General features: G+C 58.2%; 20 protein-coding genes. 5 read left to right on the top strand and 15 right to left on the bottom strand.

Going from position 1 to position 25,081, the window contains the following annotated elements:
- Positions 1-2: 2 nt before the first annotated feature.
- From ACP7BN_RS00650 to ACP7BN_RS00640, 3 genes are all read right to left on the bottom strand, one after another.
- Positions 3-797 carry a hypothetical protein gene (locus ACP7BN_RS00650; RefSeq protein WP_426200837.1) on the bottom strand — a complete coding sequence of 265 codons (795 nt, stop codon included), beginning with the start codon at positions 795-797 and terminating at the stop codon, positions 3-5.
- Positions 798-858: 61 nt separating this feature from the next.
- Entirely contained in the window at positions 859-1,710 is an 852-nt protein-coding gene (locus tag ACP7BN_RS00645) for a DUF4123 domain-containing protein (protein WP_420649813.1), read from the bottom strand.
- Positions 1,707-3,779, bottom strand: a complete 2,073-nt coding sequence (locus ACP7BN_RS00640; RefSeq protein WP_420651456.1) for a type VI secretion system tip protein VgrG — start codon at positions 3,777-3,779, stop codon at positions 1,707-1,709. Before ACP7BN_RS00640 ends, ACP7BN_RS00645 begins: the two co-directional genes overlap by 4 nt.
- 371 nt (positions 3,780-4,150) lie before the next feature.
- On the opposite strand from ACP7BN_RS00640, the gene ACP7BN_RS00635 reads away from it, so the two are divergent.
- Complete coding sequence (locus tag ACP7BN_RS00635) at positions 4,151-5,452, top strand: OprD family porin (protein ID WP_426200835.1); 1,302 nt, start codon at positions 4,151-4,153, stop codon at positions 5,450-5,452.
- 135 nt (positions 5,453-5,587) lie between these two features.
- On the opposite strand, the gene ACP7BN_RS00630 is transcribed toward ACP7BN_RS00635, so the two are convergent.
- From ACP7BN_RS00630 to ACP7BN_RS00575, 12 genes are all read right to left on the bottom strand, one after another.
- Positions 5,588-6,193 (bottom strand): hypothetical protein, encoded by a 606-nt coding sequence (locus tag ACP7BN_RS00630; RefSeq protein ID WP_420649810.1) that lies wholly within the window; start codon positions 6,191-6,193, stop codon positions 5,588-5,590.
- Positions 6,194-6,255: 62 nt separating this feature from the next.
- A complete protein-coding gene (locus ACP7BN_RS00625; protein ID WP_426200833.1) occupies positions 6,256-7,194 on the bottom strand; it encodes a carbohydrate kinase family protein in 939 nt (312 codons plus the stop codon).
- A 12-nt stretch (positions 7,195-7,206) separates the two neighbouring features.
- A complete protein-coding gene (xylB, locus tag ACP7BN_RS00620; RefSeq protein ID WP_426200832.1) occupies positions 7,207-8,703 on the bottom strand; it encodes a xylulokinase in 1,497 nt (498 codons plus the stop codon).
- Between the two features lie 209 nt (positions 8,704-8,912).
- Positions 8,913-10,385, bottom strand: coding sequence for a mannitol dehydrogenase family protein (locus tag ACP7BN_RS00615; RefSeq protein WP_426200830.1), 1,473 nt, complete (start codon positions 10,383-10,385; stop codon positions 8,913-8,915).
- A 15-nt stretch (positions 10,386-10,400) separates the two neighbouring features.
- On the bottom strand, positions 10,401-11,504 hold the full coding sequence (locus ACP7BN_RS00610; protein WP_426200828.1) for an ABC transporter ATP-binding protein: 1,104 nt from the start codon (positions 11,502-11,504) through the stop codon (positions 10,401-10,403).
- A 32-nt stretch (positions 11,505-11,536) separates the two neighbouring features.
- A complete protein-coding gene (locus ACP7BN_RS00605; protein WP_426200826.1) occupies positions 11,537-12,367 on the bottom strand; it encodes a carbohydrate ABC transporter permease in 831 nt (276 codons plus the stop codon).
- Positions 12,368-12,375: 8 nt separating this feature from the next.
- Complete coding sequence (locus ACP7BN_RS00600) at positions 12,376-13,302, bottom strand: carbohydrate ABC transporter permease (protein ID WP_426200825.1); 927 nt, start codon at positions 13,300-13,302, stop codon at positions 12,376-12,378.
- Between the two features lie 143 nt (positions 13,303-13,445).
- Positions 13,446-14,756, bottom strand: a complete 1,311-nt coding sequence (locus tag ACP7BN_RS00595) for an ABC transporter substrate-binding protein (RefSeq protein WP_426200823.1) — start codon at positions 14,754-14,756, stop codon at positions 13,446-13,448.
- Between the two features lie 156 nt (positions 14,757-14,912).
- Complete coding sequence (locus ACP7BN_RS00590) at positions 14,913-15,818, bottom strand: AraC family transcriptional regulator (protein ID WP_426200821.1); 906 nt, start codon at positions 15,816-15,818, stop codon at positions 14,913-14,915.
- Between the two features lie 78 nt (positions 15,819-15,896).
- On the bottom strand, positions 15,897-16,763 hold the full coding sequence (locus ACP7BN_RS00585) for a phospholipase (protein WP_426200820.1): 867 nt from the start codon (positions 16,761-16,763) through the stop codon (positions 15,897-15,899).
- A 147-nt stretch (positions 16,764-16,910) separates the two neighbouring features.
- Positions 16,911-18,203 carry a glycosyltransferase gene (locus ACP7BN_RS00580; protein ID WP_426200819.1) on the bottom strand — a complete coding sequence of 431 codons (1,293 nt, stop codon included), beginning with the start codon at positions 18,201-18,203 and terminating at the stop codon, positions 16,911-16,913.
- Positions 18,204-18,328: 125 nt separating this feature from the next.
- On the bottom strand, positions 18,329-18,694 hold the full coding sequence (locus tag ACP7BN_RS00575) for a response regulator (RefSeq protein WP_420649799.1): 366 nt from the start codon (positions 18,692-18,694) through the stop codon (positions 18,329-18,331).
- Between the two features lie 262 nt (positions 18,695-18,956).
- Here ACP7BN_RS00575 and ACP7BN_RS00570 point away from each other — a divergent pair, with 262 nt between their 5' ends.
- Genes ACP7BN_RS00570 through ACP7BN_RS00555 form a run of 4 tightly spaced genes read left to right on the top strand, consistent with a single transcriptional unit; the run spans position 18,957 to position 25,061 of the window.
- A complete protein-coding gene (locus ACP7BN_RS00570; protein WP_426200817.1) occupies positions 18,957-22,451 on the top strand; it encodes a response regulator in 3,495 nt (1,164 codons plus the stop codon).
- On the top strand, positions 22,451-23,284 hold the full coding sequence (locus ACP7BN_RS00565; protein ID WP_420649797.1) for a CheR family methyltransferase: 834 nt from the start codon (positions 22,451-22,453) through the stop codon (positions 23,282-23,284). Before ACP7BN_RS00570 ends, ACP7BN_RS00565 begins: the two co-directional genes overlap by 1 nt.
- Positions 23,281-23,874 carry a chemotaxis protein CheB gene (locus tag ACP7BN_RS00560; RefSeq protein ID WP_426200815.1) on the top strand — a complete coding sequence of 198 codons (594 nt, stop codon included), beginning with the start codon at positions 23,281-23,283 and terminating at the stop codon, positions 23,872-23,874. The genes ACP7BN_RS00565 and ACP7BN_RS00560 overlap by 4 nt, the downstream gene beginning before the upstream one ends.
- A complete protein-coding gene (locus ACP7BN_RS00555; RefSeq protein ID WP_420649795.1) occupies positions 23,868-25,061 on the top strand; it encodes a hybrid sensor histidine kinase/response regulator in 1,194 nt (397 codons plus the stop codon). Before ACP7BN_RS00560 ends, ACP7BN_RS00555 begins: the two co-directional genes overlap by 7 nt.
- The last annotated feature ends 20 nt before the right edge of the window (positions 25,062-25,081 follow it).

Here is a 25,081-nt window from a genome sequence, read left to right as displayed (position 1 = left end):
CCTTATTCAGTACAGTTCGGGTATACGGAGCAATCTCGACCGTCCGGCATTTTGAATGGTTTGAATTTAGTGGTATTTCCACGGCAGAAAGCGTAAGCGTCCTCTAAGCTGTCGCCCATGCAACGTTTCCAACCCTCCGGAAATTTAATCCATGTATCACGCATATACGGACGCTCTTCCGCCGCTACCGAAAACTGGACGTTCAATGTCTTACCCGCCAAATGAGAACGCTGCAGCGGCCCATTTGCAACTGCGCCACTCTCTTGCTCCGGAGTAGCTATAGGCGCGCATTTCAAAATCTTGACAATATAACGATCCGGTCCAGCCGTGCGAAACAACCATTCACACTGCCTTTTTAGCTGCAGCGGCGTAGGCGAGTTAGGGTTGTCCGCAACGTTCTGTTGGAAAGCGATGCCTGTGTAATCGCGTCCCACGTTATCGTGTGCAGGACCATATTTGGCATCAACTTCATAATCAAAACTATCCAACACAAGTGGGCATCCTCCCTCGACACTGGTCAAAGGGACCTGAAACTGAGCGGTCTGTGGCTTTTCGCTGTGCGCTTGCTTGAAGAACTTGAAGCCCGGATGCGCACGGCCTTTCTTTACCGGGACAGTGCAAGTTTCACCAGGGCGAGGCACATACTGAGCCTCTCCCCGAATCTGAAACCCAGGCGGAAGCTCAGTAACCAAAGTAAAACTGTCCTGTTGAGCAACAGAACATGCGGTAACTCCAATCGTGCCCAACCCGATCATCAAGCTGCGAGCAAGTCCATTGAAAGCTTTGCGGTAACGCATTTGGTTGTCCTTTGTTTTGCGGGTTGTTGCTTCGAGCGAACGACGCTCAAGAAGCCCTGCTTTAACTGCGCCCGAGGTTGTCGGATATCACCGCAAAAACTCGCTCACAGCGCCCGAAATGTTGCTCCGGTGTTTCTCCGGGCAGCGGTTGCCACGCCACATCCTCTGCGCACTTGGGATCGAGGCGCAGGGTCAGCATGAACTCGCGTTGCTCCGGTGTGTTCCATTGCCAGGATTCGAGCAGATCGATCTGCTCTTCCAGCCATTCGAGGATGTTGCGGGTTTGCGAAAGTTCTGCGGCAGTTTCTGCGTGATTTACCAGCAACCAGCGTTTCAAGTTTGCCTGCAGGATTTCCCGCGAACGCTCCGGCGGTGTCGGGACTTGTAGCCAAGGCGCAGGATTCGGCACCGTATACATCCCCGGCTTGGTGTTGTTTACGCTTTTCCACTGATCCTCGTCCCAATACATCACGCTGCTGAGCGGCCCGAGCAATAGAGGCCAATCGGTCTCTTTCAGAATGCCCAGGCAGCGCGCGAGAACGCGGTTGTCCTGGAAGCGAAACAGCGAGCGGTCGCCGTCTTCGTCGATCACCATACGCGCGATCCAGTGTTGGGTCAGGCTGTCGAGGTCAGCCTTGTCCATGCTGCCGATCCAGCCCCAGTTGCGTTGCGGGTCGTCCAGTAATTTGCGGAAAGCTTCGTCACCCGGGTTGTGCAGTTCGGTCAGCCAGGGGCTGATGGACGCGAACTGCGCGAATTCGGTGCGGCGATAGAGCTGTACCGAGCGCTTCATCACGCCAGCGCTGTACAGCGAAGTGACCGGGTTAGGCTCGGCGAGGCTGTCGAGGGCGAGGATCAGCACACGGTTCAGGCGTGCCTGTTCGCCCAGCCAGTTGTTGAGGGCGTCGCTCATGCTGTGGCTCCCAGATCACATTTACCTTCGCGGCACGCTTCACAGATCGGGCAGCGAATGTCGCCTGCTTTACGGGCTGCTTTGGCCAAAGCCATCTGCACGGCAGCCGGGACGAGCAGAGCGCCGGCCTTGTCTTTGGCGGCCGCCCACGGGATGACCGGGGCGAGGATGCCGATCCCGGTGCCAGCGCCCGGCGCACCACCGGTGTTCACTTTCACCTCAGCCCCGCTGATGGTCACGCCACCCGCATCAACCTTCACGAAACTCCCGCCAGCCTTGGCCGTCAGTTCCATCCCGCCTTCGACGACGACTTTCTCGCCAGCGTGGTAGTGGATTTCCGTCCCGGCCTCGACGAACTGCCCGGTGCCCACCTTCACATGCTGAGTCACGCCAACCGTCAGGTGATCATCCGCGCGCATTTCGCTCTTGCGATCGAGATAGGTGATGCGGTGTTCTTCGACTTTGAATTCGCTGAGAACATTGGCCTCGACCGTGTCGTGTCGCTCGTTGCCGACGCGGATTTTCTGGTCGTGCTCGATGTTTTCGTCCCAGTCGCGTTGGGCGTGGATGTAGATTTGCTCGACGCCTTTTTTGTCTTCGATGCGGAATTCGTTGTAGCCCTTGCCACCCGGGGAGCTGAGGGTTTTGAAGGTGCTGCGGGTTTTGTTCGCCGGCAGGTCGTAGGGGACGACGTTTTCCTTGTGGTACAGGCAACCGGTGACCAGCGGCTGGTCGGGGTCGCCTTCGAGGAAGGTGACGAGGACTTCCATGCCGACGCGCGGGATGGCGATGCCGCCGTAGGCGCTGCCGGCCCAGCCGCTGGCGACGCGCATCCAGCAGGTGGTCTGGTCGTTGGACTGGCCGTCGCGATCCCAGAAGAACTGGACCTTGATGCGGCCGTACTGGTCGCAGTGGATTTCTTCGCCGGGCGGGCCGGTGACGACGGCTGTCTGGCTGCCGAGGACTTTGGGTTTCGGGTGTTCGAGGGCCGGGCGGAAGTGCGCGTCCCACGGCGTGGCGAGGAAGCTGTTGCGGTAGCCCTGATGGAAATCGCTTTTATTGTCGGTGACGTCGCTGGTGACGTTTTCACCAAGCACTTGCGGCTGTTTACCTTCGTGGACGATTTCCAGCAACAGCCACATATCGTTCCACTCGGCGCGCGGATGCTCGGCGAGGGTCAGGAAGTGGCCGCTGGTAAGGGTCGGCTCGTCGCCTTTGCCTTCGGCCAGTTTGTAGTCGCTGCGATGACGTTCCAGGGCGCGGGTCGAGAGGAATTTGCCGCGCTCGCGGGTGGTGAAACGACCGGGGTAGTCGTAGTCTTCAAGATCCGGGGCGAACTCGGATTTGGCTGCGCCTTCGGGCAGGATCTTCGGTTTCTCGAAGTCGTAATCACGGCGGCTGACGCGGGTGGTGCGGGTTTCCAGGCGCAGGTTGAAGCGCTTGATCACCGGTTTGTCGGCGGTCATGCCGGAGTCTTGCTGATAGTTGACCGCTTTCAGCTTGCGGAACACTGTCTGGTCATCGCCGAACACCAGTTTGTGTCCGCTGCTGCTGTGCTGGAAGTGGAAGTGAATGCCTTCTTCTTCACACAGACGCTGGATGAAATGCAGGTCGGATTCGTCGTACTGCACGCAGTACTCACGTTGCGGGTATTCGGCGCTGAGCTGAAAACTGTAGGCATCGGCCAGAATCCCGCGATCTTCCAGAACCTTGGCAATGATCTTCGGCACGGTTAACTGCTGGAAAATCTGCTGGTCATGGTTGTGACGCAGGTAGGCGAGTTGCGGCACCAGACTGATGCTGTAGCGGGTCAGGGTCTTGCCGGAATCACCTTGCTCGATGCGGTACACCAGACCATGAATCTTGCCCTCACCAGTGGCGCCGAATGTCAGGCAGCCAGGTTTGTGCAGGAGTTCTTCGAGCTTGAGGTCGGGGCGTGCGCTGACCAGTTCAATGTCGAAACGGAAGGGCTGGTTGAGGGCTTCGCGACCGGTGAAGCTGAGCACTTGCAGGTCGGCGGAGGCGCCTTCGAGCGTGAGGGTGATGTGGGTTGCGTTGGCGTCCAGCATGCCTTGAATTCCGTCCATTGAATAAGCAGGGTGTCGATGTTGCAGGAATAGCCGATCTCGTACAACCCGAAAATGCCGTAGGCAATACCCGCCGGGGCTATAGGGAAATCCCTTAGGACTGACGTTTCGCACAATGAATTCGGGCGTTCGCCTACAAACCAGCAACGCTGATGCACTGTCTCAGGCCCTTCGAATAGCGAAGAACAATCAGTCAGTTTCAGACTAAAGTCGCCTGTAGCACGTCAAAGCCATCTGCCATCATCGCTTTTCACCCCCGCGTTTCACTTCCTCCCGGCGTATGTCGATCCGGAACGGAAGCTTTTTTTTGGCGGTCTGCGCGTGGCGCAATCGCTGTTCTGTTGGAGTTTTTCATGCGTCCCCCATTTGCCCTCATCACCCCGCGTCCGTCATTGGGCTTCGGAGCCTTGCTGCTGTGCGCCGGTTTTACCGCGCAGGCACAGACCAGCGGATTTATTGAAGACACCACGGCGAAAATCGAATCGCGCACGGTGTATTTCAACCGCGATTTCCGTGACGGGCACACGTCGAATGATCAGGGCGCGTCCAAGCGTGAAGAGTCGGCTCAGGGCTTCATCTTCAATCTGCAATCGGGTTACACCGAAGGCACGGTCGGTTTCGGCATCGATGCGCTGGGCATGCTCGGTTTCAAACTCGACTCCAGCGCCGACAGCAGCAACAGCGGGCTGCTGCCGTCCAGCGGCGATAACCCGCGCGGCTCGAAGGATCAATACGCCAAGCTCGGCTTGACCGCCAAGGTGAAAGTCTCGGATACAGTGCTGAAGTACGGCGCATTGTTGCCGGATCTGCCGCTGCTCAAATACAACGACGGCCGTTTGCTGCCAACCATGTTCAATGGCGCAATGCTGACGTCGAAGGACGTGAAGGATTTGACCTTCATGGCTGCGCGCCTGGACAAGTACACCGCGCGCGATTCCACCGATTCGCAAGACCTGCGCGTGCACTGCAAGAACAAGCGCTATGCCTGTAACACCACCGCCGATCATTTCGACATGTACGGCTTCGACTACAAGATCAACGACCGCCTGACCGGCCAGTATCACTACGCCGAACTGGAAGACATCTACCGTCAGCACTTCGTTGGTCTGCTGGCCAACCAGCCGCTGGGCAACGGCGTGTTGAAAGCCGATGTGCGCTTGCTCAAGAGCGCTGACAGCGGCGCGGCGCGAGCGGGTTCGATTGATAACCGCGCGTTGAGCAGCCTGTTGTCTTACGCAGTCAGCGGTCATACCTTCAGCGCCGGTTGGCAGCGCATGAACGGTGACAACTCGATGCCATATCTGGATGGCAGCAATCCGTACCTGGTCAACTATGTGCAGGTGAATGACTTCGCCGCCGCGCAGGAACGATCGTGGCAGTTGCGTTATGACTATGACTTCAAGGCAATCGGCATTAACGGATTAAGCTTTCTGACGCGTTATGTGAATGGTGATCACATCAAGGTGCCGGGCAGTGATCAGGAAGGTAAAGAGTGGGAACGCGACAGCGAATTGAAGTACGTGGTGCAGAGCGGCACGTTCAAGGGTGTGAGTCTGCGTTTGCGTAACGCGACGTACCGGACCAACTACGAGAAGTTTGCCCGGGATGTGGATGAGACCCGGCTGATTGTGAGTTACAACTTCTCAGTCCTGTAATTTGTAGTGTCTGGGGGACCGCCATCGCGGGCAAGCCCGCTCCCACAGTGACCGCGTCGTGCACACCCTTTGTGAACACCACTGAACCTGTGGGAGCGGGCTTGCCCGCGATGGCGGTCGTTCAGGCGCCGCCTGCTACAACCAATGCCAGAACCGGCTCCAGAACCCGCGATTCAGGTCGTTCTTGCACCCGGCATATTGGCGGGCATAAACGTCCGAGCGGTTTTGGACTTTGCGGGCGGTCGGCATCAACCAAGCCTTGGCGGCGTAGGTTTTCTGACGATAGCCGCCCCAGCCTTCGTGGTAGTTCAGGTATTGGTTGTAGGCATCGTACTTGTACACGCCGTTGATCGACGTGGTCTTGTCCATGTACCAGCCGACGAAGTCGATGGCGTCGTCGAAGTCTTCGCGATCAGCGCCGCTGCGTCCGGTGCTTTTCTGGTAGTCGGCCCACACTTCATCCTTGGCCTGCGCATAACCCGAGGCAGTCGAGACGCGGCCCCACGGGATCACCCACAACAGGTATTTACGCGGCGTCTTGGCGTCGTAGCGGTAGCCTGACTCTTGATACATGATCGCGAACGGCACTTGAATCGGCACACCCCAGCGCTTTTGCGTGACTTGCGCGGCGTCGTACCAATCGCCTTTTTCGCGGAAGATTTCGCAAATGTCTTCAGGCGAACGCGGCGGCGAGGTGCCGCATCCGCTCAGCACTGCCGCCAATGTTAAAAGTCCAACCATCCGCCCTGAATTCAAAAGCTGTCATCCCGTCATGCGCGTAAAAAAGGCGGCAGTTTACTCGCTCAGGTCAACTGGTGGCGATAAGGCAAATCCGGGCCGGTCTTGCTGCAGGTCAGCGCGGCGGCTTGCACGGCGAATTTGAGCATCGCGTCGATCTGTTCTCGACCCAGCCCTTGCACGCCCTCGACTGAATCCAACCCTTGCTCGGTCAGCCACGTAATCAACGCGGCCTGGAAGGTATCACCCGCGCCGACCGTATCGGCAATCTGTACCGAGCAGGCTGGCACCGACCATGAGCCATGGGCTCGACTGAACACTGTTGCGCCGTCGCCACCTCGGGTCAGAAACACCACTTGGCAACGGTGTTCGAGCCAGCCTTCGATCACGCGTTGCGGATCCTGCTCCGGGTAGAGCAGGCTCAAGTCCTCGTCGCTGACTTTGATCAGATCCGCCAGTTGCACCAGCGTGGCAATGCGTTCGCGCCACAGATCGATATTTGGCTCTGGGTTAAGGCGCACGTTCGGATCAAGGCTGATCAGGCGTTTGCCGCTTTCACGCTGAACCAAAGCGAGCAGGGCATCGGCAACCGGTTGCACCACCAGCGAAAACGAACCGATGTGCAGACCGCGCACTTCGGCGCCGAGCGCCGGCAGATACGCCACGCTCAATTGACGATCAGCGCAGCCTTCGCCACGGAAACTGTAATGCGGCGAGCCATTGGCTCCGACTGCAACCATCGCCAGCGTGGTCGGCGCGGCAAAATCCACCAGATAGTCCGGGCGCACGCCTTCTTCTTGCAACACTTGCCGCAAACGCCGGCCGAGGTAATCGGTGGACAGCCCGGCGAACAGCGCCGAATCCACGCCCAAGCGGCGCAATCCCACCGCGACGTTGAATGGCGAACCGCCGGCAATCGCCTTGAAATTGACTTTCGAGGCCAGACCGCTGGCATCGTCTTCGCTGAAAAAATCAAACAGTGCTTCGCCACACACCAAGTACATAGTTGTTCGCTCTTATAGGGTTGCGACATGCTGTTGATAGCGTTCATAGACCTGCTGAAACGCCGCGACGTGCGCGGCAATCGGCAGGGTTTCACTGCTCAAATCAAGTTTCACGCAGCGCTGGCACAGGTCTGCCAACGTATGTTCGTGACCGTTCGACCATGACGTGCACCACGCCGCCTGAATCGCCGCACCGAGGGCCGCGGCTTCGCTTTGTTCGGTGCAGATGACCGGGGTGTTCATGATGTCGGCGACGATCTGCCGCCACACTGCGCTTTTCGAGCCGCCGCCGATTAAACAAATGCTGCGGCTTTGTAAACCATTCTGGCGCAACAGATCCAGTCCATAACGCAAGCCGAAGGTTGTGCCTTCGACCACGGCCCGGCACAGATTGGCCTGGGTCAGATTGCTGGTGGTCAGGCCGTGCAGGCTGCCGCTGGCGTGGGGCAGGGCGGGGACGCGTTCGCCGTTGAAGAACGGCAGCATGCTCACGCCTTCGGCGCCGATGGGAGCCTGCTCTACGAGTTGGTTGAATTGATCGAGATCGAGGTCGAACAGCTCGCGAATCGCCCCGGTGGCGTTGGTCAGGTTCATGGTGCAGATCAGCGGCAGCCAGCCCCCGCTGGAGGAGCAGAAGGTCGCGACCGACGCTTCCGGACTGACCTTGGGCAGGTCGGAGTAGGCGTACACGGTGCCGGACGAACCGAGGCTCATGGTGATCGCGCCCGGCTGGATATTGCCGGTGCCGATGGCGCCCATCATGTTGTCGCCGCCGCCGCTGGAGACCAGTGCGCCGGGGTTGATCCCCAGATGCTCGGCAATCGCCGGCAGGATGGTGCCGACGGGTTGGTGAGCGTCGATCAGTTCCGGCAACGCTGATTGCAGGCGTCCGGTGGGGTCGATGTCGCGCAGCAGTTGCAAGTCCCACTGACGAGTGCGCACGTTGAAATAACCGGTGCCGGAAGCATCGCCGCATTCGCTGCAACTGCGGCCGGTGAGCCAGAAATTCAGGTAGTCGTGGGGCAGCAGGATGCGAGCGATGCGCGAGAAAATCGCCGGATGTTGCTCTTTGGTCCAGAGCAGTTTGGACACGGTGTAGCCCGGCGCGATGACCACGCCGAGGCGTTCCAGCGAACCGGTTTCGCCGCCCAGATGTGCCAGCAAGCGCTGGTTTTCAGCGCTGGTTTCGGTGTCGCACCAGAGCTTGGCCGGGCGCAGAACCTGGCCTTGGTCGTCGAGCAATACCAGACCGTGTTGCTGGCCGGAGACGCCGATACCGAGGATTGCCTGGCCGTCCACATTCGCGTCGAGCAGCGCTTGACGAGTGGCGAGGGCGAGCGCTTGCAGCCATTGAGCGGTGTCCTGTTCGCGCCGGCCGTTGGCGGCGCTGATCAGCGTGTGCGGCCCGCCACCCTGGCCGAGGACTTCGCCGCTGGAGGCGTCGAGGATGACGGCTTTGGTGCCTTGGGTGCCGCAGTCGATGCCGAGGAAGAGTTGTTGGATGGTCATGGTGTGAGCCTGTGGAATTTGCGGTGAAGATCAATAACGTTACCCCCTCACCCCAACCCTCTCCCCCAAGGGGGCGAGGGGGAAAGGGGGCAGATTTTTGTGCTGTTCAGAATCCGCGTTCGCCTGCGTATTTTCAGGTCGATGTACCTCGAACAAACACCTCGGTAGGCTCCCTCTCCCTCCGGGAGAGGGCTGGGGTGAGGGGGGCTTCAGGCCAAAACGCGTTCCAAGGTCCGCGAAACCCCCACCGCGCGCAAACTCTCCAGACACCACTCAAACGCCGCCAAAAACTCCGCCGACTGCGCTATCTCCGCACCAAAAATCTCCTCAACCCCTAGCAACCGCTGGCTGATCAACGCATCCTCCGCCACCAACGCCTGACAAAACGCAGCTCTAGGATCAGGAATCGAATAAACATCACCGTTCTCATCCACCCCCTTCAAATACAGCGCCCAAGCCGCCACCACCAACGCCGCCCGTTTAGTCTCCCGCCCATCATCAATCAACCGATTGATCGTCGGAACAGTGAACTTGGGAAACTTCGACGAACCATCCGAACAAACCCGCTCCAACTGATCAGCAATCGCCTGATTGGAAAAGCGCGCCACCAGCGTGTCCTTGTAATCGGACAAATCGATCCCCGGCACCGGCGCCAGTTGCGGGGTGACATCCAGATCCATGTAGACGCGCATGTAGCGCACAAACAACGGGTCATTCATGGTCTCGTGAACGAAGCGGTAGCCTTTCAAAAAGCCCAGATAAGTCAGGGCCAGATGACTGCCGTTGAGCAGTTTGATCTTCATCTCTTCATACGGCGAAACATCGTCGGTGAACTGCACGCCGACCTTCTCCCACGCCGGACGGCCGTTGACGAATTTGTCTTCCAGCACCCATTGCACGAACGGTTCGCAAACCACCGGCCAGGCATCATCCACCGCGTGTTTGTCTGCCAGTTGCAGGCGATGCGCAGTGCTGGTCATTGGTGTGATGCGATCGACCATCGCGTTAGGGAAACTCACGTTGGTCTCGATCCAGTCACGCAGTTCGCTATCGCGCAACGCAGCAAATGCCAGCAGCGCTTTACGGGTGACGGCGCCATTGTGCGGCAGGTTATCGCAGGACATCAGCGTGAACGCCGGAGTGCCGGCGGCGCGGCGTTTGGCCAAGGCTGCGCAGAGGAAGCCGAACACGGTTTTCGGCTGATCCGGATGTGCCAGATCGTGTTGAATCTGCGGCAGATGCGCCATGAATTCGCCGTTGCTGTCGTCGATGCAATAACCGCCCTCGGTGATGGTCAGCGAGACAATACGAATCTGCGGATCGGCGAGTTTGTCGATCAATGCCTGAGCGCCATCCTCGGCCAAGAGCATGTCGCGGATGGCACCGATGACGCGGACTTCGGTGTCGTCGCTGTCACCGAGTTCGAACAGGGTGAACAGGTAATCCTGCTCTTTCAAATCGTCACGGGCGCGGCGGTCATCCGCGCGCAGGCCGATGCCGCAGATCGCCCAGTCCAGTGCTTCGCCGGTGTTCATCAGCGCGTCGGTGTAGTACGCCTGATGCGCGCGGTGAAAGCCGCCGACGCCGATGTGCGCGATGCCTTGGCGGGTGTCGCTAAGGCTGTACGCCGGCAGTTGCACTTCGGCGGCGAGGCGATTGAGGTTGGAGATGTTGAGTTTCATCAGTCAGTCCCGAAATCAGGCGGCTGCGCGCAGCGGGCGGGTCAGCGCCACGCCGTCGGCATCAAATAAATGGCAGTGGCTGGCGTCGAGATGCAGGCTCAATTGCTCGCCATAACGGCTCGCCAAGTCTCCGCGCACACGCATGGTCAGGGCTTCGCCGGCATTGGTTTTGACGTGGCAGAAGGTGTCGCTGCCCAGACGTTCGCTGACGTCGGCAGTGACTTGCAAGGTGCAATCGCCGGTTTGCGCGAGCTCCAGATGTTCCGGGCGAATGCCTAGGGTCACGGCACCGCCGACGCTCAGGTTCGCCGAGCTGAAGGGCAGGCTGATGCGCGTGCCGGCGTCCAGCGCGACTTCGCAACTCTGGCTATCGACCCGCGCGATTTTGCCTTTGAGGAAACCCATTTTCGGCGTGCCGAGAAAACCGGCTACGAACAGGTTCGCCGGGTTGTGATACAGATCCAGCGGCGAGCCGACCTGCTCGATCTTGCCGCCATTCAGTACCACGACCTTGTCGGCCATGGTCATCGCTTCCACTTGATCGTGGGTCACGTAGATCATCGTCGCTTGCAGGTCTTTGTGCAGACGCAGCAGTTCCAGACGCATTTGCACACGTAGCGCGGCGTCGAGGTTGGACAGCGGTTCGTCGAACAGGAAGATTTTCGGGTTGCGCACAATCGCCCGGCCGATCGCTACACGCTGGCGCTGGCCACCGGACAGTTGTTTTGGCTTGCGTTCGAGCATCGGCCCAAGTTCGAGAATGCGTGCCGCTTCGCCGACTTTTTTCTCGACTTCAGCTTTCGGCACACCGGCCAGATCGAGAGCAAACGACATGTTCTTTTTCACGGTCATGTGCGGGTACAAGGCGTAGGTCTGGAACACCATCGCCAGGTCGCGTTTGGCCGGGCTGACTTCGGTGATGTCGCGGCCGTCGAGTTCGATGGTGCCGCCGCTGACTTCTTCAAGGCCGGCGATCAAACGCAGCAGGGTGGATTTGCCGCAGCCGGACGGGCCGACGAATACCACGAATTCCTTGTCGTTCACCTCAAGGTCAATGCCCTTGATGATGGAAAAGCCTTCGAAGCCTTTTTGCAGATTCTTGATTTTCAGGTTGGCCATGATGGCGCTCCTTTATGCTTGTTCTGAGAGGGCTATTTCACGGCGCCGAACGACAGGCCGCGCACCAGTTGTTTCTGACTGAACCAGCCAAAGATCAGGATCGGCGCACAGGCCAGGGTCGAGACCGCCGATAACTTGGCCCAGAACAACCCTTCGGGACTTGAGTAGGACGCGATCAACGCAGTCAGCGGTGCGGCTTTGGATGAGGTCAGGTTCAGCGACCAGAACGCCTCGTTCCAACACAGAATCAGCGACAGCAGCACCGTGGAGGCCAATCCGCCCTTGGCAATCGGCAGCAGCACGCGAACCATTTCCTGCCACAGCGTGGCGCCGTCGAGGCGGGCGGCTTCGAGGATGTCTCTGGGGATGTCTTTGAAGTAGGTGTAAATCATCCAGACCACAATCGGCAGGTTGATCAGCGTGTAGATCACGATCAGCGCGATGCGCGTATCCAGCAGGCCGAAACTCTTGGCCAGCAGGTAGATCGGCATCAGCACACCCACCGGTGGCAGCATTTTGGTCGAGAGCATCCACAGCAGCGTGCCTTTGGTGCGTTGGGTTTCGTAGAACGCCATCGAGTAGGCTGCCGGCACCGCAATCAGCAGGCACAACGCGGTGGCACTGAAGGAAATCACCACCGAGTTCCAAGCGAAGCTGAAGTAATCGCTGCGCTCGTTGATGTGCAGGTAGTTCTCCAGTGTCGGTGTGAAGATGAACTGCGGCGGCGTTGCGAAGGCGTCGATTTCGGTCTTGAAACTGGTCAGCACCATCCAGAAGATCGGGAAGAAAATGATGATCGCGATGGCCCAGGCCAACGTGCCGAGCAGCAGGCTTTGCAGACGACGGGATTGTTGAAGAGTCATGGCAGGCCTCAGGCTTTGTCGGTCAGGTTTTTGCCGATCATCCGCACCAGAATGATCGCGGCGATGTTGGCGATGACCACGGCGATCAAGCCGCCAGCAGACGCCATGCCGACGTCGAACTGCACCAGCGCCTGGTTGTAGATCAGGTAGGCGAGGTTGGTCGAGGCATAGCCGGGGCCACCGTTGGTGGTGGTGAAAATCTCGGCAAACACCGACAGCAGGAAGATCGTTTCGATCATCACCACCACGGCAATCGGCCGCGCCAGATGCGGCAGGGTGAGGTGCCAGAAAATCGCAATCGGACCTGCGCCATCCAGGCGTGCAGCTTCTTTCTGTTCCTGATCCAGGGACTGCATCGCCGTCATCAGAATCAGGATTGCGAACGGCAGCCATTGCCACGACACAATGATGATGATCGACAGCAGCGGGTAGTGCGCCAGCCAGTCCACCGGTTGCGCGCCGAACAGCTTCCAGAGGTAGGCGAGGATCCCGGACACCGGATGGAAAATCAGGTTCTTCCAGATCAGCGCGCCGACCGTGGGCATGATGAAGAACGGCGAAATCAGCATCACCCGCACGATGCCGCGACCGAGGAATTCACTGGCCTCCAACAATGCACTGATCAGCACGCCCAACACCACGCTGATCAGCAACACACTGCCTACCAGCAGCAACGTGTTGGACGCTCCCGGCAGAAACCCGGAATCAGTCAGGAAGTAGCTGAAGTTATCCAGCCCGACGAATTCGTTTTCACCGGGGTAGAGCAGGTTGTAGCGGATCATCGAAAAGTAGATGGTCATGCCCAGTGGCACGATCATCCACAGCAGCAACAGGGCCACCGAAGGGCTGACCAGAAACCAGCCGGGATTGGCCACGCGGCTTTTGCGCTGCGGCTGGGCGAGGTCGATGTGGGCTTTGGCAGTTGAAGTATTCATGGCGATCACAACCAATGATGAACAGGCAGACGAAGTTCACTGTGGGAGCTGGCTTGCCAGCGATAGCGGTCTGTCAGCCGACAGCAATGTTGAGTGTGCTGACGCCATCGCGGGCAAGCCCGCTCCCACAGGTTTAGTGGTGGTTACTTGGGGTAACCGGCGCGCTTCATCTCGCGTTCTGTGGTTTGCTGCGCCGCGGCCAGCGCCTGATCAACCGTGGTCTGACCGATCAGAGCCGCCGAGAACAGCTTGCCAACCTGCGTGCCTACCGCCTGAAATTCAGGAATGGTCACCAATTGAATGCCGATGTAGGGCACAGGTTTCAGAGTCGGCTTGCCCGGATCTGCCACCTTTAGCGATTCCAGCGTCACCTTGGCAAACGGCGCGGCGCTCATGTACGCCTCGCTGTAAGTCGAGGCACGAGTGCCCGGCGGCACGTTGGCGATGCCGTCCTTCTCGGCGACCAGTGCGCCGTACTCCTTGGAGGTAGCCCAGGCACTGAATTGTTTCGCCGCGTCTTTGGCTTTGGAACTGGTCGGAATCGCCAACGCCCACGAGTACAACCACGCCGAACCTTTCTCGGTGACCTGATGCGGGGCGAAGGTGAAGCCGACATGATCGGCAACCTTGCTCTGAGTCTTGTCGGTAACGAATGAGCCGGCAACGCTGGCATCCACCCAGATCGCGCACTTGCCACTGTTGAACAGTGCGAGGTTTTCGTTGAAGCCGTTGCTGGAAGCACCCGGCGGGCCGGATTTCTTCATGGTTTCGACGTAGAAGTTCAGCGCGTTTTTCCACTCCGGGCCGCTGAATTCAGGTTTCCACTGCTCATCGAACCAGCGCGCGCCGTAGGCATTGGCGACGGTGGTGACCAGCGCCATGTTCTCGCCCCAACCGGCCTTGCCGCGCAGGCAGATGCCGTACTGCTCTTTGTCTTTATTGGTGAGTTTTTCGGCGAAACCGGCAATCTGCTCCCAGGTTGGACGCTCGGGCATGCTCAGGCCGGCATCCTTGAACAGGTCAGTGCGGTAATAAGTGATCGAGCTTTCGGCGTAGAACGGCAGGGCGTACAGCGAACCCTTGACCGACAGGCCTTCACGCACCGACGGAAACACATCGTCGAGAGCGTAACTGGCCGGCAGGTCCTTCATCGGCTCCAGCCAACCCTTGGCGCCCCAGAGTGCGGCTTCGTACATGCCGATGGTCAACACATCGAACTGCCCGCCTTGGGTGGCAATGTCGGTGGTCAGGCGTTGGCGCAGGACGTTTTCTTCCAGCACCACCCAATTGAGCTTGATCTCCGGGTGCTCGGTCTCGAAAGTTTTCGAGAGCTTTTGCATGCGGATCATGTCGCTATTGTTGACGGTGGCGATGGTCAGGGTCTGGGCGCCAAGGCTGACGCTGCTGAGGGTCATGCAGGTGAGGGCCAGCAGAGCTTTTGCAGTGGGTTGCATCGTGCACTCCTTTTCTGAGTCCAGCAGGAATCAGAAGGACAGTTATTGTTTTTGTGTCTTCCGGGGCAGGAAGAATGTGCACTGATTACAGCCTTCAATCGCCGGCGTTACAAATCATCCCTAGCACTGGAACCGATACTTTTTTGCACTGGATTTTTAACCGCGATTCTGCTCGGTCAAGCGTTGCACGACGAGGCGCCGATAATGCGAAGGCGTCATGCCCTTGAGCTGCTGGAAGCGCCGATTGAAATTCGAGATGTTGTTGAAGCCCGACTCGAAACACACCTCGGTCACCGGTTTGTCGCCGTCGGCCAGCAGTTCGCAGGACTTGCTGATGCGCAGGCGATTGACGAACTCGATGAAATTGCGCCCCGTCGCCTGTTTGAACACGCGACTGAAGTAAGTCGGTTTCATGCCCAAATGCTCGGCGACTTCCTCCAGCGGCAGTTCCCGCGCATAGTGCGCGAAGATGTAATCCACCGCGCGGTTGGTGCGGTCGATGTTGTGCTCGTCGGCCAGTTGCGGCGTAGTGGCGCCGGACAGCAGCTGGTAATCGTCGCTGGCAGCGAGCAGCTCCATCAGGATCAGAAAATGGCCGAGGCGGGTGATGCCGCGCGAATCGGCGATGCGTTGCATCAGCGTCATGGCTTGGCGGATGGTCTGCGGCGAGCGGAACTCGATGCCGTATTGCGCACGCTCCAGCAGCGGCGCCAGAGTTTTCAATTCGGCAAATACCTGATGGCCACTCTCGAACAGCTCGTCAGTGAAGTTGACCAGCATGTCGCGCTTCTCTACCACCTCGTCTTCAGCAACCTGGCTGATCCAGTTGTGCGGCAGATTTGGCCCGGTCAAAAACAAGGTCTGGGGATAGAAATTGCCGATGTAGTCACCGATGAACACCTTGCCCGAACTGGCGACAATCAGGTGCAGTTCGTATTCCTTGTGGAAATGCCAGCGCACCAGCGGGCAGGGGAAGCCATGCTGGCGGTAGATGATGGACAAGCCGTTATGGTCATCCATCAACTCGTAGGAGGGGTCGGTCACGCGGGCAGTTCGGGTCATGGCTGGGTGCTTTTTTTGTTATCGCCAGAGGATCATGCCTCTTTGCGTATCCGTCGCGCTAGCGTGTAGAGCGTTTGATCAAGGGGTGCGCTGGCGAGCTTTGGCCAGGTTCACCGCTCGGCAAAACTCAACCACTCTGGACTCCTCAATGAAATCCACGTTGATAATGTTGCACCTCGCCGCCCAGTCACTGTGAGTCGGATCAAACCACTGATTCAGCTCGTCGTGAATATCCACCGGGCCGCCCAGCGCGGAGTAACAGGTGGCGGAAAGCGACCAAGGTGCCCAGCTGCCAGGTGGTGTCTGCAGAACTTTGTCGATAAAGAATTTCAATTCATCGGCGCTGACCAATGCTTTGCCAATCCATTTATGGTTGATGTAATCGAGAAATACATTGCTATCAAGTTCCCAATGCGATCTTGCGGCAACAAACACTCGCTGCTCAGCGCTGACTTGTTTGAGCTGATGCAGACTGAGGTGCATGTTTCTGCTTGGGATAAGCCGGCGCCCGAGCAAGTGAGTAATCATTTTGTTGAAGTAATCGTAATCAAAGTCCGCGCCGTCAAGGCTGTGAAAGTCCAGAAGGATAAATTCATCGGGATTTTTCTGAAGGAAATTATTTACGTCGTCAATGATGTGGCCCAATGTCCTGGAGTTTGGATATTTATCGTGACAGGCTCGAAACCGAGCCAATCCTTCAGCCTTCGGTTCATACACCAATCGGAGGTCCAGAACCCGTGCGCCGTGCTGCAGCTGGGCGTAAAACGAGTCATGCTGGCACGCCAGCCAATGGCGCGGAGGAGCCCAAATCGGATACGACGCCCGCCAGTCACTGCCCGCGTTGTGAGTGCCCGGCAGCGTCAACTCACAGATTGACAGTGAGTCGATGGCGGGCGTGGCAGCCATCCAGTTAGTCTTGGAATAGTTGTTATCTAGTTCGTTCATGATTGCATCTTGCGTGAATGAATAATGCGCCACCCATCAAGTAGTGAGGGTGGCGGTTGCAAGATGGTTATAAGGCGTAAGTTGCTTGATTGCGATGCAATAATTAATGCAGATTATTGGCTAGTGTGTTCACAAGTTTCGGTAACCCTATGAGTTGCGGTTTTTCGCTTCAATCCATTGCGCCATGTATTGCGTACTTTTGTGTGCGTGGTGGCGCAACATGCTTCCGGTAAAGTTATTGTTTCTTAGTTGGGCAAGATTGTTACGGCATTCGAGCAGTTTGTTGACTAGGGCCAGGCCGTGCTCTGCACGCTGGTAACGCTCCTCCAGCAGTGCATGTCCCCGCGCCTGGGCTGTTTGCCAGCGTGTTTGATCAACGTAGAGTTGCACTGCCGCATTGGCGAAATCTTGCGCGGTCAAGGTCACAGCCCCCGGCCATGCGTGGTGACCGTGCATGGCTTCCGCTCCGATCGGTGTGGTGATGCTCGGGGTGCCGCAAAGCATTGCATCGACCAATTTACCTTTGATTCCGGCACCAAAGCGCAGGGGCGCCAGACAGATCCGCGCATCCGACATGACCTGCAGCGCATCCTCAGCCCAGTTCATCACATGAAAACCCTGAGCCGCGTTGTGCAGCGCGGTCGCCTTGGGCGGCGTGTAAGCACCATATATATGCAGTTGCGCCTTCGGCAGTTGTTCGCGGATCAGCGGCCAGATCGTGGTTTTCATCCACAACACCGCATCCCAGTTGGGCGCGTGGCGAAAGTTACCGATACTCAGAAAGTGCGCGCGCTGTTCGAACGGTTTCGCCGGCTCAACGGGCGGGTCGACCATCAGCGGACACCAGTGCAACAGTTCGCGCGGCAGTTTGAACTGCTCTACCAGCAACTCGATTTCCACTTGCGAGATCATCAAGTTCAGATCACAGCGATAAAGTGCGGCGATCTCGCGTTTGGCCAGATCGGTGTCCGCCATCAACTGAAACTCTTCAGCCAGTGCCGGGGCGAACAACTCATTGAAGTCGTTGGCGTCATCGCTGGCCTTGAGCCGATCTTTCAAGCGCTGGTGCCGAGCGTGCCGCAGACTTTGCAAATCGGAGGTTTCCAAAACGCGCAGGGCGTCGGGGCAGTGCTTCTCCACGCGCCAGCCGAACTGTTCTTCGATCATGAACTGGTCGAACAGGACAATATCCGGCGCCAGCTCACTGATGAACACATCAAAACTGCTGTTGTTCAATTCGATCGGGACTTGGCGAATGCCCAACTCAGTGAGGTCAGCCGGATGTTCGCCGGCACCGGCAGGGCTGGCAAACGTAATGTCCCAGCCCTGACGCAAGAAGGTATCGAGGATTTGCATGACATGCCCACTTGCGGCAGAAGAGCGCGGTTCCGGCCAGACGTAACCAATCACCAGCACTCTGATATTGCGGGGGGTGTTCATGGACAACAGGACCTCGACACGACAACGAATTGGGCTAACACGAAAGGGTCGCGATTAAACCACAGCTGTAGCGCGGGATCACTGGGACGGTCAGTCGGCGATTGACCAACAGGACAAGTACGTATTCAAGCTTGCAGGAGTATGCCCTTGACCTTGTCACGCAACTGATCAATCGAAAACGGCTTGCCAATTACATGCATATCTTTCGGTGCATCGATAGTTTCGGCATAACCACTGGCAAACAGGATTGGCAGAGCAGGGCGCAGCTTGCGTGCTTCTTGCGCTAATTCCCGCCCATCCATCCCCGGCAGGCCGACATCAGTCATCATCAAGTCGATATGCACATCATCATTGGCGAGCTGCTCCAGCGCCTGCTCGCCACCATCTGCCTCAAGCACCTTGAACTCCAGTTCCTCCAGCACATCGACAATCAACATACGCACGATGTCGTCGTCTTCTACTACAAGGATGGTGGATGCTGGGGTGGACATATTGGCTGCTCTCGAGGGTGGATTTCAGGGGCGCCGGTCGATCGAAAATACCGGGCTCTTGCATGAGTAAATGGCGCATGGCCACAAGTTCCCGAATGGTTACAAAAAAGCATAGGCGCAAACGGCCGGCAAGGATAACTGTTGGCCGTGATCCATAGCAGGCAAATGTAGGATTTAGCCGCATAAGCTGTGAGAAATATGGATCCAGCCCGTAGTTTTCGGGCAAACTCCGTGTTTTTCAACAGTTCGACAAGGCTAATCCATGTCCTCTCCGTCTTCGGTTGATGAGCAACGGTTTCGTAAACTCCTGAGTCGCAACATCAGCCTGCCGCTGGGCGTTGGCGTACTCAGCGCCGTGTTTTTCGTGTCGCTGATTACCTATTTGCTGTCGGTTATCCAGTGGGTTGAACACACCGACCGGGTGATCAATAACGCCAATGAAGCGGTGAAGCTCACCGTCGATCTGGAAACCGGCATGCGCGGTTTCCTGCTCAGCGGCGACGAGCATTTTCTCGATCCGTACGAAACGGCCAAGCCGCGGATCAATGTCGCGCTCAATACCTTGCTCGAACTGACGGCCGACAACCCGGTGCAGACTGACCGCCTGCGCCGCCTGCAAGCCTTGCAGACCGAATGGGCGACCTACGCGCAATCGATGATCGACCTGCAACGCGCCAGCGGCGACTACCGTGCAGCAGTGAAGGCCGGGCGCGGCAAGCGCCTGACCGACGAGATCCGCCGGCAGTTCGAAGACGTGATCGAGATGGAGCAGCAGTTGCGCACCACACGTAACGAAGACGTACGCCGCACCACTATCTTGAGCATCACCCTCTATTTGCTGTTTGTTGCCGGCATCAGCGCTTTGCTGGCCTACATCGGCCGTCGCGACCTGGTGAATTTGTCTGAAAGCTACGGTGCGACCCTGGCTGCGCAAAACGCCAGCGCCCGGCGTCTGGAGCAACAAGCCTGGCTGCGCAATGGCCAGACCGAACTGGCCGAGCAGGTCCTGGGGCAACTGACGCTCAATCTGCTGGGGCGCAACATCCTGCAATTCTGCGCGCAATACCTCGGTACAGCCGTGGCGGCCATGTATGTGCGCGAAGAACATGGCGGATTGAAGCGCGTTGCCAGCTATGGTTTCTCCCGCGAGCAGGAAGAACAGGCGCAGGCCATCTATAGCGGGGAAGGCATTGTCGGCCAGGTCGCGCAACAAGCGCGCCTGATCCGTCTGGACTCGGTGCCGTCCGATTACTTCAAAGTCAGCTCCGGTCTTGGCCAAGGCTTGCCGCACAGCGTGCTGGTGGTGCCGACCAGCGATGACGAACGCGTCAACGGCGTGATCGAACTGGGTTTCCTGCGTCCGCTCACTGACCGCGACATCGAACTGCTGGAGTTGATTGCCGGCAACATCGGCACCTCTATTGAAGCGGCGCGTTATCGCCAGCGTCTGCAAGAAGTGCTGGCCGAAACCCAGCAACTCAACGAAGAGTTGCAGGTGCAGCAGGAAGAGCTGAAAACCGCCAACGAAGAACTCGAAGAGCAATCGCGGATTCTCAAGGAATCCCAGGCGCATCTGGAAACCCAGCAAGTCGAGCTGGAACAGACCAACGAGCAACTGGCCGAACAGGCACAGATCCTCGCCGACCAGCGCGACGCCATGGATCTGAAAAACACCGAGCTGAATCAGGCCCAAGTGCAACTCGAGGAGCGCGCCGAAGAGTTGCAGCGCTCGAGCAAGTACAAATCCGAATTCCTCGCCAACATGTCTCACGAACTGCGCACGCCGCTGAACAGTTCGTTGATCCTCGCCAAGTTGCTCGCGGAAAACCCGCACGACAACCTCAGCGCCGAACAGGTCAAGTTTGCCGAGTCGATCTACTCGGCCGGCAACGATCTGCTGAATCTGATCAACGATATTCTGGATATTTCCAAAGTCGAGGCCGGCAAGCTTGAAGTGCTGCCGGAAAACACCAGTGTGGCGCGCTTGGCTGAGGGCTTGCGCGGCATGTTCGAACCTTTGGCGGCCGACAAGAAACTCGCGTTCAGCGTCGAGTTGCAACCGGGCGCACCGGGCATGATGTTCACCGACCGCCAGCGCCTGGAGCAGGTGATCAAGAACCTGCTGTCGAACGCGGTGAAATTCACCGAGAAAGGCGCGGTCAGCCTGACTATTGCCGCTCAACCGAACGAGCGCATTGCGTTTATCGTGCAGGATTCCGGGATCGGCATCGCGAAGGATCAGCAGGAAAGTATTTTCGAAGCGTTCCGTCAGGCCGATGGCACCACCAATCGCAAGTACGGCGGCACCGGTCTGGGGCTGTCGATCTCGCGGGATCTGGCGAACTTGCTCGGCGGCTCGATCAGCATCAGCAGCACTCCGGGGCAGGGCAGTGTCTTCACCCTGGTCTTGCCGCTGCAATACCGCGAACCGGGTGAAACCCCGTTTGCGCCGCTGACGTTCACCCCTTCGATAACCACCACGCCGGTTGCCGCCCCGGTCGCGCCAATTTCGCCATTGGCGCCGGTGCACATCCCGCGCTTCAACGACGACCGCGGCAACGCGCCGTTCGCCACGCGCTGCATTCTGGTGGTCGAAGACGAACCGAATTTTGCGCACATTCTGTACGACCTCGCGCATGAACTCGGCTATCAGTGCCTGGTCGCCCATGGCGCGGACGAAGGTTACGACCTGGCGCGGGAGTTCGTGCCGGACGCGATCCTGCTCGACATGCGCCTGCCGGATCACTCCGGCCTGACAGTGCTGCAACGCCTGAAAGAACGCGCCGAAACCCGGCACATCCCGGTGCACGTGATTTCGGTCGAGGATCGGGTCGAAGCAGCCATGCACATGGGCGCCATCGGTTACGCAGTCAAACCGACCACCCGCGAAGAGCTCAAAGACGTGTTCGCCCGTCTCGAAGCCAAGCTGACGCAGAAGGTCAAACGCGTGTTGCTGGTCGAAGACGATGACTTGCAGCGCGAAAGCATTGCTCGCCTGATCGGCGATGAAGACATCGAAATCACCGCTGTCGGCCTCGCCCAGGAAGCGCTGGAGCTGCTGCGCACGACGATTTTCGATTGCATGGTCATCGACCTGAAGTTGCCGGACATGCTCGGCAACGAACTGCTCAAGCGCATGGCCACCGAGGATATTTGCTCGTTCCCGCCAGTGATCGTTTACACCGGGCGCAACCTGACTCGTGATGAAGAAGCCGATCTGCGCAAGTACTCGCGCTCGATCATCATCAAGGGCGCACGCTCGCCAGAGCGGCTGCTGGATGAGGTCACACTCTTTCTGCACAAAGTCGAATCGCAGCTGTCCCATGAACGGCAGAAGATGCTCAAGACCGCGCGCAGCCGCGACAAGGTGTTCGAGGGGCGCAAAGTGCTGCTGGTGGACGACGATGTGCGCAACATTTTCGCCCTGACCAGCGCACTCGAAACCAAAGGTGCGGTCGTAGTCATCGGTCGAAATGGCCGGGAAGCGATCGAAAGACTCAATGAGGTCGAGGACATCGATCTGGTGTTGATGGACGTGATGATGCCGGAGATGGACGGTTTTGAAGCCACCATCGAAATCCGTAAGGATCCGCGCTGGCGCAAGCTGCCGATCATCGCGGTAACGGCCAAGGCCATGAAGGACGATCAGGAGCGCTGTCTGCAAGCGGGCGCCAATGATTACCTGGCCAAGCCTATCGACCTCGATCGCCTGTTCTCGTTGATTCGCGTGTGGTTGCCAAAAATGGAACGTATTTAGTGGAAAGCAGTAATCCGGCAGAGCGAAATAGCGAAATCGAGTTGCGCCTGCTGATCGAGGCGATCTACCTCAAATACAGCTACGATTTTCGCGATTATTCCGGCGCTTCGATCAAGCGCCGGGTCAACCACGCCTTGAGCCAGTTCGAGTGCGCGACCATTTCGGCGCTGCAGGAAAAAGTCCTGCATGACCCGACCGCGTTCATGCAGTTGCTGCAATTACTGACGATTCCGGTCAGTGAGATGTTTCGTGATCCGTCGCACTTTCTGGCAATTCGCCGCGAAGTGGTGCCGCTGCTCAAGACGTATCCATCGATCAAGATCTGGATCGCCGGCTGCAGCACGGGCGAGGAGGTCTATTCGATGGCGATTCTGCTGCGCGAGGAAGGATTGCTCGACCGCACGATCATTTACGCCACCGACATCAACCCGCGCTCGCTGGACAAGGCCAAGCAGGGGATTTTCTCGATGGAGAACGTGCGCGCCTACACCGCCAATTATCAGCAGGCTGGCGGTCAGCGTTCGTTCGCCGACTACTACACTGCCGCGTATGGATACGCGATTTTCGACAAGACCTTGTGCGAGAACGTGACGTTCGCCGATCACAGCCTGGCGACCGATAGCGTGTTCTCTGAAACTCAATTAATTTCCTGTCGTAACGTGTTGATTTACTTCAATAAAAAGCTTCAGGATCGAGCCTTCGGATTGTTCCATGAGTCGCTGTGTCATCGCGGCTTTCTGGTGCTGGGCAGCAAAGAGACACTGGATTTCTCCAATTACGCCAAACAGTTCGAACCCTTGGTCAAACAAGAACGGATCTACCGCAAATCATGAACATCGCAGCGGATTTGCCTCGGATCGAGGCCATTGTGATCGGCGCTTCGGCCGGTGGCGTTGAAGCGTTACTGACGTTGTTCGGTTCGCTGCGTGCAGGATTTGTATTGCCGATTATCGTGGTCCTGCATTTGCCGGATGATCGCCGTAGCCATTTGGCCGAAGTGTTCTCCCGGCGCGTGGCGTTACCGGTCATGGAAGCGAGCGATAAACTGGAGATCAAGGCTGGCACTTTGTACTTCGCTACGCCGGGGTATCACCTGTCGGTGGAAGAAGATCGCAGCTTGTCGCTGAGTCTCGAAGAGCGTCTGCACCATTCGCGACCGTCGATTGATTTTCTGTTCGAATCCGCCGCCGATGTCTACGGGCCGACACTGGCCGCTGTGCTGCTGACCGGCGCCAACCATGACGGCGCGCGCGGCCTGGCCAAGGTCAAACGCTATGGTGGGCTGACCATCGTGCAGGATCCGGACGACGCGCAGGTCGACACCATGCCTAAAGCTGCACTGAAGATTCATCAACCGGACCATATTCTTCCCATCCACGGCATCGGCCGTCTGCTTGTCGAGCTGGAACGAATCGCATGCTGAGTAATATTCAAGCAAAACTGCTGATCGTCGACGATCTGCCCGAGAACCTGCTGGCCCTCGAAGCGCTGATCAAACGCGAAGACCGCACCGTCTATAAAGCGCTGTCGGCCGACGAAGCGTTGTCGCTGCTGCTGCAACACGAATTTGCCATGGCCATTCTCGACGTGCAGATGCCCGGCATGAACGGCTTCGAACTGGCCGAGCTGATGCGCGGCACCGAGAAAACCAAGAACATCCCGATCATCTTCGTCAGCGCCGCCGGCCGTGAGCTGAATTACGCGTTCAAGGGCTACGAAAGCGGCGCTGTGGATTTCCTGCACAAGCCGCTGGATATCCACGCGGTGAAGAGCAAGGTCAATGTGTTCGTTGACCTGTATCGCCAAAGCAAGGCAATGAAAGAACAGGTCGAAGCGCTGGAACAGAGCCGCCGCGAGCAGGAAGTGCTGTTGCAGAAATTGCAGAGCACCCAAGGCGAGCTGGAGCAGGCGGTGCGCATGCGCGATGACTTCATGTCGATCGTCGCCCATGAAGTGCGCACGCCGCTGAACGGCCTTATCCTCGAAACACAATTACGCAAGATGCATTTGGCGCGGGACAACGCTGCGGCGTTCACCCTCGACAAGATGCACGCCATGGTCGATCGCGATGAGCGCCAGATCAAAAGCCTGATCCGCCTGATCGAGGACATGCTCGATGTGTCGCGTATCCGCACCGGCAAGCTGTCGATCCGCCCGAGTCGTTTCGATCTGGCGCAACTGGTGGGCAATCTGCTGGAAAACTTCGCGGCGCAGATTGAAGCCGCCGAGACCGAAGTCAGCTTCTCTGCGCCGGAACCGGTGGAAGGGCATTGGGACGAGTTCCGCATCGAACAAGTGGTGACCAATCTGCTGACCAACGCTTTGCGCTACGGCGGCCGGAGTCCGGTTCAGGTGCGTGTCTATGCTGTAGATGGCGAGGCGCGGGTCGAGGTTCAGGATCGCGGCATCGGTATCAGCGAAGAGAACCAGAAGCGCATTTTCCAACAGTTCGAACGGGTGTCCGCCAAGACGGTGGTGGCCGGGCTCGGGCTGGGTCTGTTCATTTCCGAGCAGATCATCGCCGCCCATGGCGGCTCAATCGTCGTCGAGAGCAAGATCAACGAGGGCGCCCTGTTTCGCGTTTGTCTGCCGCTCCAGGAAATCGGCTAAACAAACGCAACCTCTGAGTG

This window comes from Pseudomonas sp. TWP3-1 (genome assembly GCF_049896625.1).
Classification (GTDB): Bacteria; Pseudomonadota; Gammaproteobacteria; order Pseudomonadales; family Pseudomonadaceae; genus Aquipseudomonas.
This window is presented reverse-complemented; position numbering and strand designations above follow the sequence as displayed.

Bases quoted from the DNA above. Each gene is read 5' to 3' on its own strand.
- ACP7BN_RS00560 (WP_426200815.1), top strand. From the start codon at position 23,281: ATGAACATCGCAGCGGATTTGCCTCGGATCGAGGCCATTGTGATCGGC.
- ACP7BN_RS00625 (WP_426200833.1), bottom strand. From the start codon at position 7,194: ATGTACTTGGTGTGTGGCGAAGCACTGTTTGATTTTTTCAGCGAAGAC.
- ACP7BN_RS00645 (WP_420649813.1), bottom strand. From the start codon at position 1,710: ATGAGCGACGCCCTCAACAACTGGCTGGGCGAACAGGCACGCCTGAAC.
- ACP7BN_RS00635 (WP_426200835.1), top strand. From the start codon at position 4,151: ATGCGTCCCCCATTTGCCCTCATCACCCCGCGTCCGTCATTGGGCTTC.
- ACP7BN_RS00575 (WP_420649799.1), bottom strand. From the start codon at position 18,694: ATGTCCACCCCAGCATCCACCATCCTTGTAGTAGAAGACGACGACATC.
- ACP7BN_RS00580 (WP_426200819.1), bottom strand. From the start codon at position 18,203: ATGAACACCCCCCGCAATATCAGAGTGCTGGTGATTGGTTACGTCTGG.
- ACP7BN_RS00610 (WP_426200828.1), bottom strand. From the start codon at position 11,504: ATGGCCAACCTGAAAATCAAGAATCTGCAAAAAGGCTTCGAAGGCTTT.
- ACP7BN_RS00605 (WP_426200826.1), bottom strand. From the start codon at position 12,367: ATGACTCTTCAACAATCCCGTCGTCTGCAAAGCCTGCTGCTCGGCACG.
- ACP7BN_RS00585 (WP_426200820.1), bottom strand. From the start codon at position 16,763: ATGAACGAACTAGATAACAACTATTCCAAGACTAACTGGATGGCTGCC.
- ACP7BN_RS00630 (WP_420649810.1), bottom strand. From the start codon at position 6,193: ATGGTTGGACTTTTAACATTGGCGGCAGTGCTGAGCGGATGCGGCACC.
- ACP7BN_RS00555 (WP_420649795.1), top strand. From the start codon at position 23,868: ATGCTGAGTAATATTCAAGCAAAACTGCTGATCGTCGACGATCTGCCC.
- ACP7BN_RS00650 (WP_426200837.1), bottom strand. From the start codon at position 797: ATGCGTTACCGCAAAGCTTTCAATGGACTTGCTCGCAGCTTGATGATC.
- xylB (WP_426200832.1), bottom strand. From the start codon at position 8,703: ATGACCATCCAACAACTCTTCCTCGGCATCGACTGCGGCACCCAAGGC.
- ACP7BN_RS00640 (WP_420651456.1), bottom strand. From the start codon at position 3,779: ATGCTGGACGCCAACGCAACCCACATCACCCTCACGCTCGAAGGCGCC.
- ACP7BN_RS00590 (WP_426200821.1), bottom strand. From the start codon at position 15,818: ATGACCCGAACTGCCCGCGTGACCGACCCCTCCTACGAGTTGATGGAT.
- ACP7BN_RS00570 (WP_426200817.1), top strand. From the start codon at position 18,957: ATGTCCTCTCCGTCTTCGGTTGATGAGCAACGGTTTCGTAAACTCCTG.
- ACP7BN_RS00600 (WP_426200825.1), bottom strand. From the start codon at position 13,302: ATGAATACTTCAACTGCCAAAGCCCACATCGACCTCGCCCAGCCGCAG.
- ACP7BN_RS00615 (WP_426200830.1), bottom strand. From the start codon at position 10,385: ATGAAACTCAACATCTCCAACCTCAATCGCCTCGCCGCCGAAGTGCAA.
- ACP7BN_RS00595 (WP_426200823.1), bottom strand. From the start codon at position 14,756: ATGCAACCCACTGCAAAAGCTCTGCTGGCCCTCACCTGCATGACCCTC.